Source organism: Neorhizobium sp. NCHU2750, from assembly GCF_003597675.1.
In the GTDB taxonomy this organism is placed as follows: domain Bacteria; phylum Pseudomonadota; class Alphaproteobacteria; order Rhizobiales; family Rhizobiaceae; genus Neorhizobium.
In genome coordinates this window covers 442,522-456,353 of sequence record NZ_CP030827.1, presented here as the reverse complement: position 1 = coordinate 456,353, position 13,832 = coordinate 442,522, and the positions used below count along the sequence as shown (strand labels likewise).

Annotated in this window: 11 protein-coding genes; 5 read left to right on the top strand and 6 right to left on the bottom strand. The window is 61.2% G+C overall.

Going from position 1 to position 13,832, the window contains the following annotated elements:
* Positions 1-480: 480 nt before the first annotated feature.
* Positions 481-1,212 carry a LuxR family transcriptional regulator gene (locus NCHU2750_RS02140; protein WP_119938948.1) on the bottom strand — a complete coding sequence of 244 codons (732 nt, stop codon included), beginning with the start codon at positions 1,210-1,212 and terminating at the stop codon, positions 481-483.
* 385 nt (positions 1,213-1,597) lie between these two features.
* Between NCHU2750_RS02140 and NCHU2750_RS02135 the strand changes: the two genes are divergently transcribed.
* Positions 1,598-2,479, top strand: a complete 882-nt coding sequence (locus NCHU2750_RS02135; RefSeq protein WP_119942843.1) for an SMP-30/gluconolactonase/LRE family protein — start codon at positions 1,598-1,600, stop codon at positions 2,477-2,479.
* A gap of 214 nt (positions 2,480-2,693) precedes the next feature.
* Positions 2,694-3,341 carry a PRC-barrel domain-containing protein gene (locus NCHU2750_RS02130; RefSeq protein ID WP_119938947.1) on the top strand — a complete coding sequence of 216 codons (648 nt, stop codon included), beginning with the start codon at positions 2,694-2,696 and terminating at the stop codon, positions 3,339-3,341.
* 89 nt (positions 3,342-3,430) lie between these two features.
* Here NCHU2750_RS02130 and NCHU2750_RS02125 read toward each other — a convergent pair whose 3' ends face one another.
* Both NCHU2750_RS02125 and NCHU2750_RS02120 read right to left on the bottom strand, forming a co-directional pair.
* Positions 3,431-5,473, bottom strand: coding sequence for an NADH:flavin oxidoreductase (locus tag NCHU2750_RS02125; protein ID WP_119938946.1), 2,043 nt, complete (start codon positions 5,471-5,473; stop codon positions 3,431-3,433).
* 196 nt (positions 5,474-5,669) lie between these two features.
* Positions 5,670-6,929 carry an FAD-dependent monooxygenase gene (locus NCHU2750_RS02120; RefSeq protein ID WP_119938945.1) on the bottom strand — a complete coding sequence of 420 codons (1,260 nt, stop codon included), beginning with the start codon at positions 6,927-6,929 and terminating at the stop codon, positions 5,670-5,672.
* A 66-nt stretch (positions 6,930-6,995) separates the two neighbouring features.
* On the opposite strand from NCHU2750_RS02120, the gene NCHU2750_RS02115 reads away from it, so the two are divergent.
* Positions 6,996-7,553: a TetR/AcrR family transcriptional regulator C-terminal domain-containing protein gene (locus NCHU2750_RS02115; protein WP_119938944.1), complete on the top strand. Its 558-nt coding sequence runs from the start codon at positions 6,996-6,998 to the stop codon at positions 7,551-7,553.
* A gap of 225 nt (positions 7,554-7,778) precedes the next feature.
* Here the strand turns inward: NCHU2750_RS02115 and NCHU2750_RS02110 are convergent, their stop codons facing one another.
* Complete coding sequence (locus tag NCHU2750_RS02110; RefSeq protein ID WP_162939449.1) at positions 7,779-8,177, bottom strand: hypothetical protein; 399 nt, start codon at positions 8,175-8,177, stop codon at positions 7,779-7,781.
* A 56-nt stretch (positions 8,178-8,233) separates the two neighbouring features.
* Here NCHU2750_RS02110 and NCHU2750_RS30290 point away from each other — a divergent pair, with 56 nt between their 5' ends.
* Positions 8,234-8,395 (top strand): hypothetical protein, encoded by a 162-nt coding sequence (locus NCHU2750_RS30290; protein ID WP_162939448.1) that lies wholly within the window; start codon positions 8,234-8,236, stop codon positions 8,393-8,395.
* 47 nt (positions 8,396-8,442) lie between these two features.
* Here NCHU2750_RS30290 and NCHU2750_RS02105 read toward each other — a convergent pair whose 3' ends face one another.
* Both NCHU2750_RS02105 and NCHU2750_RS02100 read right to left on the bottom strand, forming a co-directional pair.
* Positions 8,443-9,798, bottom strand: coding sequence for a putative bifunctional diguanylate cyclase/phosphodiesterase (locus NCHU2750_RS02105; RefSeq protein ID WP_119938942.1), 1,356 nt, complete (start codon positions 9,796-9,798; stop codon positions 8,443-8,445).
* A gap of 101 nt (positions 9,799-9,899) precedes the next feature.
* Complete coding sequence (locus NCHU2750_RS02100; RefSeq protein WP_119938941.1) at positions 9,900-11,582, bottom strand: response regulator; 1,683 nt, start codon at positions 11,580-11,582, stop codon at positions 9,900-9,902.
* A gap of 376 nt (positions 11,583-11,958) precedes the next feature.
* Here NCHU2750_RS02100 and mutL point away from each other — a divergent pair, with 376 nt between their 5' ends.
* Entirely contained in the window at positions 11,959-13,806 is a 1,848-nt protein-coding gene (gene mutL / locus NCHU2750_RS02095; RefSeq protein WP_119942841.1) for a DNA mismatch repair endonuclease MutL, read from the top strand.
* Positions 13,807-13,832 lie beyond the last annotated feature (26 nt).

The window sequence follows — 13,832 nt, the reverse complement described above, 5'->3', positions numbered from 1 at the left end:
TCGCGCCGGACCGCCATCATTGCCGTTATATAGGAGTGGAGATTGCCGGGGGGCAAGATGAATAAAGCCGCTGTCCGGACGGCGGCCTCAGGGCGCTCAAACCGGACAGCGGCTTTTTTCTTGGTCGCGTCTCTTGGTACGCTTTTCTTCAGTCCCCTCTGGACCTGACAAAGAAGAATGCATGAAACGTGCCATTCGCGAAAACCGCCGCAACGGGCATTTTCAAGGTTAATTTATGCATCCGGCGTCGATCTGGGTGGCTTTTTGCACTGCAACAAACATCAGATTGCACATCTGTTGTGCAAATTAGTAAAGCCGCAATATTTCCTATCCGAAACACAGGATGAGCAGCAAAAGATGCTGCCAGGCATCTTTTGTTGGAGGCCGTCCCGGAATGGAAGAGCCGGAAAGCATTGTCGAAAATGCTGCCCTGCAAAAAGCGCGGTGCGCCGCAACAGAGGATCCGGAGATGCCCGAGGCCTACTTGATCAGGCCGATGCGCAAGGCCTTGGCCACCGCCTGGGTGCGGTTGACGGTATCGAGCTTCTTGGCGGCGCGATTGAGGTAATGATTGACGGTATGTTCGGAGAGGCCAAGGATCTCGGCAATTTCGGCGCTGGTCTTGCCGGCGGCCGTCCAGTTGAGGCAATCGACTTCGCGTTCGGTCAGAAGCTCTGCGGGGCGGATATCGAGATTGCGGATTTCGGCCAGCTTGTCGAAGATATGGATGGAGGCATAGGTCAGTTCCATCATCTGCTGACGATTGAGGCTCGGGCCGGTGCCGCCGATGACGACCGCGCCGCGCGCGCCAGCTGCGTCACTAACCGGAAAGCATCCGCCACGGACGATGCCGAAACGGCCGAAGATCTCGCGCATGTCAGGACCTTCGGCCTCGGCCGGGATCTCTTCGAGATCATAGAAGAAGGGCGTGGTCGAACGGCGAAGGCGGCGCACGACGTGGCTCGACTGCAGCAGGCCTTCGCGATCGAAAAGCGAAACGAGCTCTGCCGGCCAGTTGTTGATGATGGCGCTGCCGGCAAGGCCGCGCGCCGTCGACGGCGGCAGATTGAGAACCATGAAATTGCGGTAGCCGTATGATTCCGCCAGTCGCTTGACGAAGCGGAACACGTCGAATTGCGTCTTCAGCCCGGCGACTTCGTCGATATCGACGTCGAGATTCATCAGTTCGGTGGCGGTTTCCAACTTGGACATTTCTGACTTCTCTACTCCACCGACTGCGCCAATTTGCGGCACAAGCCCACGAATCATTCAGGGGATTTTCGGAGATCGCTCTACGGGAGAAAAGACGAAAGTTGCAATTTCCCTGCATTTCTTCCCGCGTCGCGTGTCTTGCCGGCGAGAGCTTCCACTGCAGACTTAAAGGAGATGTTAATTTTTTGCCTCGCCAACAGTTTTATCCGCAATGCCGGGGCCGGTTGGAGTGCCTGCGACCGCGGAACACAAGCGATGGCGCCGAATAAATTGATGTGCATCATCTACTTCGGGCTGTGAAGCAGTGGACAGGCGCAAGCGGATGTGGCGAATTGACGCCCCGTGGCGATCCGCCAGCTTCGCTGCGCATCTCAAGGAGGAAGACGTGGCATCCATTCATCCGTTCAAGGGCAGCGTTCTGTCTTCGACTTTGTGCGAACTCGGCGAGGGAGCAAGCTTCGAGGCCGAGACCAATACGCTGTGGTGGTGCAACATTCTCGGCAAGGAGATCTATTCGCTGGAGCTTTCAAGCGGCACACAGTCGGCGTTCTCCCTGCCGGTGATGGCAAGCGTCGTTGCCCGCATCGATTCCGGGCGGCAATTGATCGCCAGCGACAAAGGCCTGTTCATCCGCAACCGGGCCACCGGCGAACTGACGCCGCATGGGGAGATCGAACCGGGCCGCGATGGCAACCGCTCCAATGACGGGCGCATGCATGCCTCCGGCAGCCTGTGGATCGGCACGATGGGGCGAACTGCGGCCGACGGCGCGGGCGCGATCTATCACGTGGCCAGAGGCGTGGTGACGAAACTGTTCGATACGGTGAGCATCCCGAACTCGATCTGCTTTTCGCCGGATGCCGCCACTGCCTATTTCGTCGATACGCGGGCCAACAAGATGATGACGGTCGCGGTCGATCCGGCAACCGGCCTTCCCAGCGGCAAGCCAACGCTGTTTATCGACGGAAGCGCCGATGCGGGCGGGATCGACGGGTCGATCTGCGATGCCGACGGGCATATCTGGAATGCCCGCTGGGGCGAGGCGGCGCTCGATCATTACAGCGCCGATGGCAGCTTCATCCAGCGCTACCAGCTTCCGGCCAAAAGAACGACCTGCCCGGCCTTTATCGACAATGGCCGGATCGCCGTCACCTCCGCATGGGAAGGGCTCGACGAGGCCAGCCGCACCGCCGATCCGATGGCCGGTGCGACCTTCGTTCTGGATGTCGGCGCCAAGGCGAAATACGACCCGGCCTATCTTCCCTGAGGACGCGAAACGGCCTGTCCCGGCGGCATGAGAACGGGACAGGCATGGCGCCAGACCGGAAAATGGCCGGGCAAAAAAACGATGCCGCGGGGAACCGAACCTGCCCAGCTTTGTTTGACTATCGAGCCGCCACCGCAATGACCACCCGGGACCACCCGGTCAAAGGCGGCAGCCTATCGATGGAACGATAACAAACTGAAGAGGCAGGATCACCATGACGAACACCACCGGGAACAAGGCCCAGTTCGGGAACAAGACCCTTGGCGCCATCATTGCCGCCGCTCTTTTGACCTCCACCGCGATTGCGCCGGCTTTTGCGCAGACCAGCACGACGACGCCCGCCACACCGGCAGCACCGACGACTGAAGCCCAGCCGAACGGCATGGCACCTGCGCCTAAGACCGACAGGTCGGGTATGGGCGATGCAGCCTTCCTGACCCAGCAGTCGAAAGACCAGGTCAGCGCCAATGATTATATCGGCAAGTCGATCTACAATGCCGACAATGAGAGCATCGGTGACGTGAACGACCTGATCCTGCAGGAGAACGGCGGCATCGTCGCGGCCGTGGTCGGCGTCGGCGGCTTCCTCGGCATCGGCGAGAAGAATGTCGCCCTGCCGATCGACAAGGTGACCATGGCACGCGATGCAAAGAGCAACGAGGTTCGTCTGACCACGACGGAGACGGCAGACGCGCTGAAGGCCGCACCGGAATTCAAGGCGCTTCGCGATATGAAGGACGGCACGGATTCGATGACGACGTCTTCGACGACATCGGCCACGCCGGCGACTTCCGCGCCTTCGACTACACCATCCACCAATGGCGACGACACGAACTCGTCGACGGCAGCGCCCAAGCAGTAAGGCTCTGAGCGCTGCCCGGAACGGGCGAACCATCGCCAATGGCTGGCATGATGATCAGGGGCGGCACCGCGGTGTCGCCCTTTTCATGTTCACAATAGCGAACAGAGGCGCAGCGCATCATAGATGGCAGCATGGATGTTGCGGCTTGAAACAGCATCGCCGATGCGCAGGAGATCGAAACCCGCTTCAGGCTGCTTTTGCGGCAAAGGCTCGCTACGGGCGATCAGGGCTGCGTAATCCACCGCACCGAGATTTCTCGACAGGGGTTTCAGGGCAAAGAAGAGATCGGCATTGGCCGCCGTGCCATGTTCGACCACGACCTGGCCGACCTGCCGCTCGACGGTGACCGGCGAATAGTCCGAACCGAGCACTGCCGTCAGACTGTTGCCGTTGCGGCGCACCGCCTTCAGCCTTGTATTGATCGTTACCGTCACCTCGTTCTCGGCAAAAGTTTTCGCATAAGGCACGTGGTTCATGCCGCCCATTTCCGGCGCGAAGAAGCGTTCGGGAGAGACGAGTTCGAGCGTGGCGCCCGAGGTGGCGATGACTTCGGCGGCGCTCATGCCGGGATGGCCGCCATTGTCGTCGAACAGTAGGACCGGCCCCTGCGGCTTTGCCGTGCCGGCCAGAATATCCCAGCTCGAGGTGATGAGATCCTCTCCCTCGTCGAGTTCCGGCACCTGCGCGAAACCGCCGGTGGCGACAATGACGAGGTCCGGCTCCAGCGACAGGACATCGCCTTCCTCCGCATAGACATCATAGCGAATCTCGACGCCGAGGCGTTCGAGTTCTGCAAGTCGCCAGTCGACAATGCCGATCATTTCCTTGCGGCGGGGATTGCGGACAAGGAGATTGACCTGGCCGCCGGCCTCGCCGGTCGCTTCCAGCACCGTGACCTTGTGGCCGCGTTCGGCCAGAACCCGCGCCGCCTCAAGCCCTGCCGGGCCGGCACCGACCACCACCGCCTTGCGCACTGCTGCTGCCGGCGCAATCTCGTGGGCAATCAGTGCCTCGCGGCCGGTCGCCGCATTGTGGATACAGAGCGCCTCGCCGCCTTCATAGATTCTATCGAGACAGTAGGTGGCGCCGACGCAGGGGCGGATGCGGGCTTCCGCGCCTGCCATGATCTTCCTGACGATATGCGGATCGGCGATATGGGCGCGGGTCATGCCGACCATGTCGAGCTTGCCCTCGGCAATCGCATGCCGTGCGGTTGCGACATCGGCGATACGGGCGGCATGGAAGACCGGGAATTTCGTCGCAGCCCGCACCTCGCCGGCGAAATCGAGATGCGGCGAGGCGCGCATGCCCTGGATCGGGATGACATCGTTCAGCGACGCATCGTGATCGATATGGCCGCGAATGACGTTGAGGAAATCGACATTGCCCGAGGCGACCAGCCGCCTGGCGATCTCGATCCCCTCCTCGCGCGACAGGCCCCTGTCCCAGTCCTCGTCGGCCACCATGCGGATGCCGACGATGAAGTTTTCGCCGACCGCCTTGCGCACGGCCGTCAGAACGCGATCGGAAAAACGTAGCCGGTTGTCCAGCGAGCCGCCGAATTCGTCGTCGCGGCGATTGGTGGCGGGCGACCAGAACTGGTCCATCAGATGGCCGTAAGCCTCGATCTCGATACCGTCGAGACCGGCTTCCTGCATGCGGGCGGCGGCATCGGCATAGTCCTTGACGACCCGCTCGATATCCCAGTCCTCCATCTCCTTCGGAAAGGCGCGGTGGGCGGGCTCGCGGATCGGCGATGGCGCCAGGACAGGCAGCCAGTTGCCTTTGTTCCAGTTGGTGCGGCGGCCAAGGTGGGTAAGCTGGATCATCACCGCCGTGCCATGCTCGTGACAGTCGTCGGCGAGCTTCTTCAGCCAGGGCACGATCTCGTCCTTGTAGGCCAGGAGATTGCCGAAGGCCGGCGGACTGTCGACGGAAACGCTTGCCGACCCCGCCGTCATCGTCATGGCGATGCCGCCCTTGGCCTTTTCCAGATGGTAGAGCCGATAACGATCCTTCGGCATGCCGTCTTCGGAATAGGCCGGCTCATGGGCGGTCGACATGATGCGGTTCTTCAGCCGCAGATGCTTGAGGTTAAACGGCTGCAACAGGGGATCGTTGGAGTTCGACATCGGGGCGCTCTCGTTCGGTCGAGAGCGGATCATCGCCGAGCGAGGAAAGACGCGCGATAATCAGAAGCGGCGCGGGGTGTCCGTAAAGCGGCAATTGCGGTCGTCAATACGCGAGATCTCTTTGCCCATCCAGACAACGCGCCGCAAAGGGATCGGATTGCAGGAATATCAATAGCGAACCTTCAGGCTTCGCTTTTTAGGTCGATGAATAGGAGACATCGGTGTTGGGGTATGAGGGCAAGCGCCAACCTCCCCCCCTATCTTCCGAGGCGAGACTCGCAACCAGGCCAGGAATGTGAAGCGCGGTCGCGAGCGCCGTGACACCCTGAAACAGCTTGATGCCAAGCTGGGTGCGGGGCATGCCGAGCCTGAGCAGCCGCGGGTTAACATCCTGAATTTTGTCGACGAAAGGTCGTAACACGCGGTCGTAATTTGCGAATGCAGCCCCGAGATTACCGGGATTTTTGTTTATCTCGCCTGCGAGAACATAGGCACCCACGAGACTGCCGGACACCCCCATGCCGCTATAGGGCGAGGCGCAGTGCGCAGCGTCGCCTACCAAAACGGTGCGGCCCTTCGACCATTGGTCGGTCCGGACCTGAACGACCTCCTGCGAGTAAAAGAAGCTGGCAGTCTGCATCCCCTCGATGAATCGAGGAACCTGCCAACCAGCGTCCTGAAAGCGCTCTGCCCAAAACTTCTTCTGATGCTCCAGCGTCGCGCGGTGTATTCTGGATGCCTCCTCCGAACTCGACTGCATGAAAAAGTAAACCTGCGTTTCCGTCTCATTATGGCTGCGGCGCATGATCATGCGTCCACCGGGCGCCTGATATGTGTCTCGAATGCTGGTGTCCGATGCGATGCGAGGTATGAACCAATAAGCCATGTGGATTCCAAACCGGAAATAAGGTTGCGGGATGTCCGGCCCCGTGAGGGCGGTGCGAATACGTGAACCTTGTCCGTCCGCGCCCACCAGCAGACCGAATTCCTCCGAGGACCCGTCAGAGAAATGGGCGATCACGCGCTCGTCATCCTGATCAAACTTTTCCAGTGATCGGCCGAAGCGATATTCGACCCCATCCTTAGTCGCATCAAAGAGAAGGCGGACAATGTCGCCCCGCATGATTTCATATTCTGAAGTCATCGTCTGGGCACCCTTGCCCGACGTGTTGGCAAGGATCGTTGCAATGCGCTTTCCCCTGGCGTTGACGAAAGCCACACCGGGTTCATCGACCAGTTTGCTGCGAATGGCGTCGAGCAGTCCCATCCTGCGGGCCGCATCGATGCCCTGTCCACGCAAGTCTACCTGGGCTCCCGTCGCCCTGAGCGCTGGAAATCGCTCGACGACAGTGACCTGATGCCCGGCTCTCACAAGCCAGAACGCCAGTGCTGGACCGGCGATGCCGCCGCCGCAGATGAGGATTTTTAATCGATCAGCCGGGTTAAGTTTGGTCATGTCACGCGTAAATCTATCATTGATAGGGTGTTGCCTAACATTCTCTATCAATGATAGGGTGTCAAGATGGCAAAACTTAATCGCGAGACCATTGTTGCCGAGGCACTTGACCTTCTCGATGAAGTGGGGCTCGACGAAATCACCACCCGTCGGCTGGCGAGCCGACTGGGGGTCGAACAGCCGTCGCTTTATTGGCACTTTAAGAAAAAGGAGGACTTGCTTGCTGCGATGGCGGAAGCGGCAATGCAACCACATACAGGTGCACAACTACCCAAGCCCTCGGACAGCTGGCAGCATTGGTTTTTAGACAATCATCGTAGCTTGAGAGCGACGCTCTTGATGCGGCGCGACGGTGCACGGCTCCATGCTGGTTCTTTCCCGGGAGGGTCCGACATCGAGCGCATCATGCGAAAGCTGGCCTTTCTGATTGCCGCAGGCATCCCAGAATACGATGCGAAAGTGGCCTTGTTTGCGGCAAGCCGCTACACAGTCGGGAGCGTATTGGAGGAACAAGCAGAAGTCGCCAGAAAGCGATCCGGTGAGCAGCCACAGTTCGACCAGTCAGAGGCATTCGAAGGAGGGCTTAAACTGATCCTGGACGGCCTTTCGTCACGATATAAATGATCCGCGGAAGCTCCAAAAGCGTCCCCGCGCACGTTCATCGTCGGATGGGAGACAACATCACGATCCAACACGAGGTTAGGTAACAACCGGTTCCGGCGGAGATGCAGAACAATACCAATATCCCATCGCATCACACCGCCGACCGCTTCGGCCCCCCCTCGGACTTCGTCCGTCAACTCGACATTGCGCTCTCTACCTGACTGAAACCCGCTGGCCGCAACGCTTTCAGATCAACCCGTCAAAAGCATCGGCCTCACTCTGGCTGGCGAAGTTGAACGTGACCAGTTCACTGTCATCTTCCTGACGGATACCGACCGCGGTCACGATCAGCCGTGCGATCTCGTCCTGCGCTTCGCTTCCCGACCGGGACGATCTGACCGCCGTTTCGATGGCTGGGGCGAAGACTTCACTGATCAGGCCGAGACGCATGTTGTGTTTCATGATGATATCCCGGTCCTCGATGATGGCCGCCTGTTCGGCCTTCGGGATTTCGGCATTGTCCATGGCGGTGATGGTGGCATTGGTCGCAAGCTTGATCGGACCTTCCTCCAGCCAGCGATCGACCATCTGGTGGAACTGCCGCATACGCGCAGCCGGGATTGTTTTCGTCACGGTGATCGACATCGCTATTCCTGTCTCAGCTTCCACTCAAACCGACACGCCATCCCCCGAGCGGAAGCATGACTGTCGCAATGAAAAAATTTCGTCGGGAGGCGTGTACGGTCCAATTCAATGAGCTTCAAGTCTTTGTGGCGAAGACGAAACGTCTCGTGAGCATCGAGCGCATTGGCAAGGCGCCCCACAAGATGCTCGATGAAATCCGCCGCAAGTTCGGCTTCTGATACAGATCCGCTTTCAGGACACTGCCCGTCGCCCCACGTCGCTCCGCTCAAATCCGGTCGAGCGCCATGAAGTCGTGGTAGTGGTCGTGGAGATAGCGCAGGGTGGCGGGGCCATCGACGGGTTTGCCGTAATAATAGCCCTGGCCCATGCCGCAGCCGAGGGCGCGCAGCATGTCGGCGTCGGCCTTTTCCTCTATGCCTTCGGCCACCACATCGAGATCGAGGCCCTGGCACATGGCGATGATGGCGCGGACGATGTGTTCGGAGGCGCGGTCGGTGGTGATGCGGGAGATGAAGGCGCGGTCGATCTTGACCTTGTCGAAGGTGAAATCGCGCAGGCGCCCGAGGCTCGACTGGCCGGTGCCGAAATCATCCAGTGAAATGCGCACACCTCTTTCGCGCAGTTCGGCGATGATGCGCTGGGCTGTATCGGCCGAGGTCATCACCGCGGTCTCGGTGATTTCCAGTTCGACACGCTGCGGATCGAGCCCGACACGCGACAGGGTGGAGAGGATGTTGCCGGCCGTGCCGGGGTCCATCAACTGCGCCGAGGAGAGATTGAACGAGAGGAACAGTTCGCGCGGCCAGGAGAGTGCGGCCTCGGCCGCCTTGCGCAACAGCGTATCCGACAGCGCGTCGATGAAGCCGCGTTCCTCGGCCAGCGGCACGAAGACGGCCGGCGAGACGAAGCCTAAATCGGCATCGCGCCAACGGGCCAGCGCCTCGAAACCGACGACCATGCCGTCGCGGATCCTGACGATCGGCTGGAAATGCACGTCCACGGCATCGGAGATGATGGCATTGCGCAGCGCCTGCTCGATCTGGGTGGCGCGCTTCATCTCCTGGGCGATCTCGGTCGAATAGACGGTGATCTGTGCCCGGCCACGGCGCTTGGAGCGGTAGAGCGCGGTCTCTGCGCTCTTCAGCAGATCCTCGAATTCCTCGCCGGCAAAGGGATAGATGGCAAAACCGAAGGAGGCGGAGAGGCGGACATTGCGGTCGCCGAGATCATAGGGGGCAGACAGCACGTCCTTCATCATCTGGCCGATCCGTTCGGCGCCGTTGCGCTCGAAGACCAGCGGCAGGATGAAGGCGAATTCGTCGCCATCGTGGCGGGTGACGGTTGCGCCATCGGGCATGCAGGCCTTCAGCCTGTGGGCGACCTGACAGAGGATCTCGTCACCGGCTTCCGAGCCGAACAGATCGTTGATCGGCTTGAAACCATCGAGATTGGCGATGCAGATGGTGAAGGGAGCCGGATCGTCGGCACGCTCGGCGGCAAGCAGGCGCACCTTGTCGCGCAACCTGTAGCGGTTGCCCAAACCGGTCAGTGGATCGCTGTAGGCCATCGCCTGCAGTTCATTCTGACTGACTTGCGGCAATGGGTTGCCCGCTGGCTTCATAAAAATTCCTGCCCCTCGAAACCAGCGAAGGATGCGGGACAAAGATTAAGAATTTCTGCCGATGTATCAGCTTGTGACAAAGCCGTCACGGTCTGGTGTGGTTATGCCACAGGCCGGGCTTCCGGCGCATTCTGCGCGTCTTCCGGATAAAGGAAACGGCGGATGACGGCATCGAGCGCTTCCGGGCTGATCGGCTTGAGGATCACGTCGTTCATGCCCGCGGCAAGGCAGGCCTCGCGGTCGCGGTCGAAGGCCTGCGGCAACACGCCGACGATCGGCACGGGCTGCGATCCATCCTCAAGCGCGCGGATCGCGGCGGAGGCATCGAAGCCGGTGAGTTTCGGCAGCGTCACATCCATCAGCACCAGCCGAGGCTGGCGATCGCGCCACAGGCGCACCGCCTCCTCGCCATCGACGGCAAGCGCATAGCGGTAGCCGAGCCCTTCGATGATCTGGGAAAAGACGATCTGGTTGACCTCGTTATCCTCGGCTACGAGAATATCGATGTCGCTTGCCTCGGGAACCGGGGTCTCCCCATAGATCTCGTCCGATCCGAGATGCAGTTCCATCGTATCTCGACCCAGCTCCGCGGCAATCCGGTTCGGCAGTTCCGGCCCGAGTTCCTGCTCTTCGACACGCACGGCCTGGACGCCATAGGCCTCGGCGATCTCGACGCATTCCGCCGGCATGCGGGCATCGACGACGACGAGGTCAATGCGGACATCGGCTTCCGCCGCCAGTTGGAGGAACAGTGTCAGTTCCTCGGCCTCGGTGGCGGTGGAGACGTCCGCGCCCCGGCGGGAGAGGATGTCGATCACTTCAGCGGATGTGTCGACGAAACGCGAGACGAGAAGAATGTTTGAGCCGCGCAACAATTCGCCGGTCTCCTCCGGCGGCAGCGCCAGAACCGGATCGCGGGTCATGTCGATCGGCACGAACTCGGATGGCCATGTCTGGGGCGCTAAACCCTCGGGGCCGGTGGCACCTGCGGCGACGGCAGAGATATCCTGCTTGACGGTGACGATGTAATAGCGGCCGGGCTTGCCGATGCGGTATTTGTGGACGATGGCGAGAACCGTCGAACCGTCGGGCCGGGTGATGCGCTCTGGAAGCTGGACCGGTTCACCCGTCTCGAAGACATGCTGGTTGATCGGCCCGAGGCGGGTTTCGAGCGCGGAGGGATTGATGTCGGCGCCCTTGCGGCCGAGGATCGCTTCCGCCGGCAGATCGAGAAAATCGCAATTGGATTTGTTGACGGCAACGTAGGTGGAATTGCGGTCCTTGACGCTGATCGGGAAAGGCAGGTTGTCCAGCACCTCTTCGGTCACCTGAACGCGCTCGGTGTCGAGCCGCCACTGTTCTTCGCGCTTCTTCTGTTCGGAGACGTCCTTGACGACGCAGATGCCGTATCCGGAGGGGAGCCTGCGGCGCACGACGCTCAACCAGCGATCCGGGCCGGGGCGTTCGAGGCTTTCCGAACGCTCCTTCCACAGGCCGGCGATCTGTTCGGCGATCCAGTCCTCGCGGCCAAGGGCACGGCGATAATTGTGGGTATCGGACACAAGACGGATGCCGGCATCGTACATGGCGGCAAGCAGGTCGCGCAATCGCGTACCCGGCACCAGAACACGGGGCTGCACCCGTATAAAACCGGTCAGCTGCTGACTGGCAAACACGAGAAGGTCGTTCTTGTCATACAGAAGCACAGCCGCGGACAAGCCTTCGGCAAACGCTTCCAGAATGGCAGTCTGAATGTTCGGATCCGCCGTCTCCAAATCATTCATGGATGAAACTCCGTATGCTCGCGGGACGACGTAACGCCGTGCCCGATCAGCCGACCCTACGTTCGATCGGCAAAATTTCCTTCGTGTCCGGTCAGATCAGGTGGGAACATGCTGGCTCCAAGTCTTCAACGAACGGTCGAGGTCATGTGACGGTGCCCAGCTGGTCGCCACGTCGGTCGTTCGCGGGGAGTTTTGCACTCCCCCGGCTTCATCCAAATCAACAGGGAGAAACTAGCCTTTTTCCCTTAAGGCCGGATTAATGGCGTTTCGCATTGAAACATCTCGCACCCCTCAATTACCAAGGGTGAAAACTCCTATGGGGGATAATCCGAGGCCGGCTCTTTCCTCCGGCGTCCGAATCCCCGAAAATGGCACCATGTCCGTAAAGCTCCTGCCAGAAACCCTGATCAACCAGATCGCCGCCGGCGAAGTCATCGAACGACCGGCCAGCGCAACGAAAGAGTTGATCGAGAATGCGATCGATGCCGGCGCGACCCGCATCGAGATCGCCACGGCCGGCGGGGGCAAGAGCCTGGTGCGCGTCACCGATAACGGATCGGGCATGGATGCGGCGGATCTCGAACTGGCCGTTCGCCGCCACTGTACCTCGAAGATTTCCACCACGCTCGACGACATCAACACGCTCGGCTTTCGCGGCGAGGCGCTGCCATCGATCGGCTCGGTGGCGCGTCTGACGATCACCAGCCGCCGCCATGGCGACGCTTCCGGCCAGCAGGTTTCCGTCCAGGGTGGCCAAGCCTCGCCGGTCAAGCCGGCACCGGCCAATCCCGGCACCGTGGTCGAGGTGCGCGATCTGTTTTTCGCCACCCCGGCGCGGCTCAAATTCATGAAGACCGAGCGGGCGGAAGCGGCAGCGATCACCGAGGTGGTCAAGCGGATGGCGATCGCGTTTCCGCAGATCCGCTTCACCCTGTCCGGCCCAGACCGCTCGACGCTCGAATTCCCGGCGACCGGCGAGGATCATCTCGCGCGCATGGCGCAGGTGCTCGGTGCCGAATTCAAGGAGAATGCGATCGAGATCGATGCCGCGCGCGAGGACGTGTCGCTTTCGGGCTTCGTCGGCGTGCCGACCTTCCATCGTGGCAATTCGGCCCATCAGTTTGCCTTCGTCAACGGACGGCCGGTGCAGGACAAGCTTATCCTGTCGGCGATCCGCGGCGCCTATGCCGAGCAGATGCCGGCCGGGCGCTATCCGGTTGCGGTTCTGTCGATCGAGCTCGATCCGGCCTTTGTCGATGTCAACGTGCATCCGGCCAAGGCGGATGTGCGCTTCCGCGATCCGCAGCTGGTGCGCGGACTGATCGTCGGCGCCATCCGCCAGGCGCTGCATCGCGAGGGCGACCGGGCGGCGACCACAGGAGCTGCTGCCATGCTGCGCGCCTTCCAGCCGGGATTTTCCGAGACACCGAGAACATCTTCTGCGCCGCAGGCCTGGGGACAGCAGCCTGCCCCGGCGGCCCCATGGTCGGCGGCGTCCTCCGTCTCGCGACCGCTCGATCTTGCCGTTTCCGCTCCCTACCAGCCGCGTCCCACGCAGGGCGGATTCGACGCCTTTGCCTTGCCGACGGCGCGCGCCGATACGGCAAGCGAGACGGCTTACGCACCTGAGGCGACCGCTGCCGGCTACCGGCTCGGGGCGGCGCGTGCGCAGGTACACGAGAACTATATCGTGGCGCAGACCGAAAACGGGCTCGTCATCGTCGACCAGCATGCCGCGCATGAACGGCTCGTCTACGAGAACCTGCGCAAGGCGTTGGAGAGTGACCGGCTTGCCTCGCAGGTGCTGCTGATCCCGGATATCGTCGACCTGCCGGAAGAGGATTGCGACCGGCTGATGGTGCATGCGAGCGAACTCGACCGGCTGGGACTTGCGATCGAGCGCTTCGGGCCGGGTGCGGTCGCGGTGCGCGAGACGCCGGCCATGCTCGGCGAAGTGGATGCGGGCGCGCTGATCCGCGACCTTGCTGACGAGATCGCCGAATGGAACACCGCCAGCGGGCTCCGAAACAAGCTCGAATATATCGCCGCGACCATGGCCTGCCACGGTTCGGTGCGCTCGGGCCGGCGGCTGAAACCGGACGAGATGAATGCGCTTCTGCGCCAGATGGAGGCAACGCCGGGCTCGGGCACATGCAACCATGGGAGGCCCACCTATATCGAACTCAAGCTTTCTGATATAGAGCGGCTGTTCGGGCGCAGTTGAGGACTACCTCGAAAGACCGCCCCGAA

Bases quoted from the DNA above. Each gene is read 5' to 3' on its own strand.
- NCHU2750_RS02140 (WP_119938948.1), bottom strand. From the start codon at position 1,212: ATGTCCAAGTTGGAAACCGCCACCGAACTGATGAATCTCGACGTCGAT.
- NCHU2750_RS02130 (WP_119938947.1), top strand. From the start codon at position 2,694: ATGACGAACACCACCGGGAACAAGGCCCAGTTCGGGAACAAGACCCTT.
- NCHU2750_RS02125 (WP_119938946.1), bottom strand. From the start codon at position 5,473: ATGTCGAACTCCAACGATCCCCTGTTGCAGCCGTTTAACCTCAAGCAT.
- NCHU2750_RS02120 (WP_119938945.1), bottom strand. From the start codon at position 6,929: ATGACCAAACTTAACCCGGCTGATCGATTAAAAATCCTCATCTGCGGC.
- NCHU2750_RS02115 (WP_119938944.1), top strand. From the start codon at position 6,996: ATGGCAAAACTTAATCGCGAGACCATTGTTGCCGAGGCACTTGACCTT.
- NCHU2750_RS02110 (WP_162939449.1), bottom strand. From the start codon at position 8,177: ATGTCGATCACCGTGACGAAAACAATCCCGGCTGCGCGTATGCGGCAG.
- NCHU2750_RS30290 (WP_162939448.1), top strand. From the start codon at position 8,234: ATGACTGTCGCAATGAAAAAATTTCGTCGGGAGGCGTGTACGGTCCAA.
- NCHU2750_RS02105 (WP_119938942.1), bottom strand. From the start codon at position 9,798: ATGAAGCCAGCGGGCAACCCATTGCCGCAAGTCAGTCAGAATGAACTG.
- NCHU2750_RS02100 (WP_119938941.1), bottom strand. From the start codon at position 11,582: ATGAATGATTTGGAGACGGCGGATCCGAACATTCAGACTGCCATTCTG.
- mutL (WP_119942841.1), top strand. From the start codon at position 11,959: ATGTCCGTAAAGCTCCTGCCAGAAACCCTGATCAACCAGATCGCCGCC.